General features: G+C 70.5%; 3 protein-coding genes. All 3 read right to left on the bottom strand.

All coding sequences use genetic code 11. From position 1 onward, the window contains the following. Nucleotides 1–394 (bottom strand): biotin/lipoyl-containing protein (locus tag ACILQS_RS15990; RefSeq protein WP_395641118.1); only part of this gene is annotated, 394 nt, incomplete at its 3' end. A 58-nt stretch (nucleotides 395–452) separates the two neighbouring features. After that, on the bottom strand, nucleotides 453–1,826 hold the full coding sequence (gene lpdA / locus ACILQS_RS15995; protein ID WP_395641119.1) for a dihydrolipoyl dehydrogenase: 1,374 nt from the start codon (nucleotides 1,824–1,826) through the stop codon (nucleotides 453–455). Between the two features lie 92 nt (nucleotides 1,827–1,918). Next, nucleotides 1,919–3,430: a leucyl aminopeptidase gene (locus ACILQS_RS16000; RefSeq protein WP_395641120.1), complete on the bottom strand. Its 1,512-nt coding sequence runs from the start codon at nucleotides 3,428–3,430 to the stop codon at nucleotides 1,919–1,921. Nucleotides 3,431–3,456: the final 26 nt, after the last annotated feature.

The raw sequence follows: 3,456 nt of genomic DNA on the forward strand, positions 1-3,456 counted from the left end.
TGGGCTCGGGTGCCGGAGCCGGGGCAGGCTCGGGTGCCGGGGTCGGCTCGGGAGCGGGAGCCGGAGTCGGCTCGGGAGCGGCAGGCGCGGGCGCCGGCTCGGCTGCAGCCGGAGCTTCCTGGGCCGGGGCGGCCGGGGCCTCGGCGGGAGCTGCGGCCCCGTCGCCGATCGTGACGAGCACGGCCCCGACCTCGACGGTCTCGTCCTCCTGGACGTGGATCGTCTCGATGACACCGGCCACGGGCGACGGGATCTCGGTGTCGACCTTGTCGGTCGAGACTTCGAGCAACGGCTCGTCGACCTCGACGCGGTCACCCACCTTCTTGAGCCAGCGGGTGACGGTGCCTTCCGTGACGCTCTCTCCGAGTGCCGGGAGGGTGACGGATTCGCTCATGCGGGGATGCTCCTTCGAAGCCTGGTGGATCTAGCTTAGTTCGCGGACCTGAACGCGGTCAGATGCCGTGCAGCGGCTTGCCCGCGATGGCGAGGAACGCCTCGCCGAGGGCTTCGTTCTGCGTGGGGTGGGCGTGGAGATAAGGCGCGATGTCCTCCGGGTACGCCTCCCAGTTGACCGCCAGCTGGGCCTCGCCGATCAGCTCGCCGACGCGGGCGCCGATCATGTGCACGCCGAGCACGGGCCCGTCCTTCTGGCGGACGACCTTCACGTTGCCCGAGGTGCCGATGATGTGGCTCTTGCCGTTGCCGGCGAGGTTGTAGTCGTAGGTGGCGATCGCGTCCGCGCCGAACTTCTCGACGGCCTTCGCCTCGCTCAGACCGATCGAGGCGACCTCGGGGTCGGAGTAGGTGACCTTCGGGATGTTGACGTCCTCGACGACGATCGGGTTCAGCCCCGCGATCTCCTCGGCGACGAAGATCCCGTGCTGGAAGCCGCGGTGCGCGAGCTGCAGGCCGGGGACGATGTCGCCGACCGCCCAGACACCGGGGATGTTGGTGCGCAGACGCTCGTCGGTGATGACGAAGCCGCGGTCCATCGTGATGCCGACCTCTTCGAACCCGAGGTTCGCCGTCGCCGGGCCGCGCCCGACGGCGACGAGCAGCAGGTCGCCGTCGAAGGTCGTGCCGTCTTCGAGCGTCACGACGACGCCCTGGTCGTTCTGGGTGACCGACTGGAAGCGCACGCCGAGGCTGAACTGGATGCCGCGCTTGCGGAACTGGCGCTCGAACACCTTCGAGATCGACTCGTCCTCGTTCGGGACGAGGTGCGGGAGGGCCTCGATGATCTGCACCTCGACGCCGAAGCTCTTCCACACGCTCGAGAACTCGACGCCGATGACGCCGCCGCCGAGCACGATGACCTTCTTGGGGATGAAGTCCAGAGCGAGCGCCTGCTCGGAGGTGATCACCCGGCCGCCGATCTCGAGGCCGGGGAGCGACCGCGAGTACGACCCGGTGGCGAGCACGATGTTCTTGCCGGTGACGGTCGTGTCGCCGACCTGCACCGTGGTGGGGGAGGTCAGGCGACCTTCGCCCTCGATCGTGGTGATCCCACGCCCCTTGATCAGGCCCTGGAGGCCCTTGAACTTGCTGGCGACGACCTCCTCGCGGTAGGTCGTGACGGCCGCGATGTCGACGCCGCCGAAGGTCGAGGTGACCCCGTACTTGGCGGACTCGCGGGTGACGTCGGCGACCTCGGCCGAATGCAGCAGCGCCTTGGTGGGGATGCAGCCGACGTGCAGACAGGTGCCGCCGACCTTCCCCTTCTCGATCAACCCGACCGTGAGGCCCAGCTGAGTGGCGCGCAGGGCGGCGGCGTAGCCACCGCTCCCTGCACCCAGGACGACAAGATCGAAGTTCTGCTCGGGCACCCGGCGACTCCCTATATTGCGTGCGTATACGGGCCAGGACAGGGGGTGGCGTGTGGCCCAGAGGGCAAGGTGTTCCTTGCCCTCAAACCCTACTACGGAGTCGAAAAGACTTCCGCGAGCTGCAGCAGCGTGCGCACCGTGGTCCCCGTTGGCCCCTTGCCGATTCCGCCGTGCGGGCTGCCGGGATTGTTGGCGACGCCCGCGATGTCGAGGTGCGCCCAGGGGATCGTGCGCTTCTCGTCGCCCTCCCCGACCGATCCGACGAACGCCCTGAGGAAGTGCGCGGCGATCAGCATCCCGCCACTCGTGCTGCCCATCTTGGCGTTCGCGAGGTCGGCGACATCGCTGTCGAGCGAGCTGCGCAGCTCGGGAGGCATCGGCATCGGCCAGAAGACCTCGCCGACGGCGGCGCCGGCCTCGACGACCCGCCGCACGAGGTCGTCGTCGCCCATGACGGGCGTATAGCGTTCGCCCATCGCGACCCGGGCGGCCCCGGTGAGCGTGGCGACGTCGATGATCGCATCCGGCTCCTCCTCGCTCGCGGCGGCGATCCCGTCCGCGAGCACGAGCCGACCCTCGGCGTCGGTGTTGAGCACTTCGACCGTCGTGCCGCCGCGCATCCGGAGCACGTCGTTGGGTCGCATCGCGGCACCCGACGGCATGTTCTCGGCGATGCACATCCACGCCGTGAGGCGCACGGGCAGACCGAGACGTGCGGCGGCGACGATGACGGCGAGGACCGAGACGGCGCCGGTCATGTCGTACTTCATCCCGACCATCCCGGTCGGCGGCTTGAGCGAGAGGCCGCCCGAGTCGAAGGTGATGCCCTTGCCGACGAGGGCGAGGTGCTTCGTCGCCCCGGCGGGGGAGTAGCGCAGCACCACGAGCCGCGGCGGACGCACGGAGCCGCGGCCGACGGCGAGGATGCCGCCATAGCCACCCGCCTCGAGCTCGGTCTCGTCGAGCACCTGCACGTCGATCGGCAGCCCCGCCGCGGCGTCGAGCGCTGCAGCGGTCAGCGACTCGGGGTAGAGGTCGGAGGGGGGCGTGTTCACGAGGTCGCGCACCGTGTGGATCGCGCCGGCGACGATCGCCGCCCGCTCGGCGAGGGCGTCGAGGTCGGTCGACGTGGCGACGGCGTCGGGGACGTGCACGACGATGTCGTCGGCCGGCGTCTTGGTGGTGCCGATGGTCGAGACCCGGTACCCCGTGTAGGAGTAGGCACCGATGCCGGCTCCTTCGAGCACCGCGAGGACCTCGGCGTCATCCCTCACCGGCAGGGCGAACGCGAGCCGGTCGATGCCGGTGAGCTGGCGCGCCGCGGACCCGGCGGCGTAGCGCAGCGCGTCCGCGGTGACCGGACCGCTGCCGAGGCCGATCAAGGCGAGGGATGCCGTGGTCCCGTCGAGTGCCGGCAGGCGACGCAGCTCGTCGCTCGCCCCCGTCGCCGCGATGGCGCGCAGGGCGGCGACGGCGGACGGGAGGGCGTCCCCGTCGACGGCGAGCTCGGGCCCGTCCGGGGTCTTCCGCACCCCGAGCACGAGGACCTCCGCGGATGTGCCGAGCGGGTCGGACGATGAGAGCGAGAGTGCGGGGACGGCCATGGCGCCATGCTAACCGCGTGTTCGCT

The organism is Pseudolysinimonas sp. (assembly GCF_044239695.1).
Taxonomy (GTDB): domain Bacteria; phylum Actinomycetota; class Actinomycetes; order Actinomycetales; family Microbacteriaceae; genus Pseudolysinimonas_A.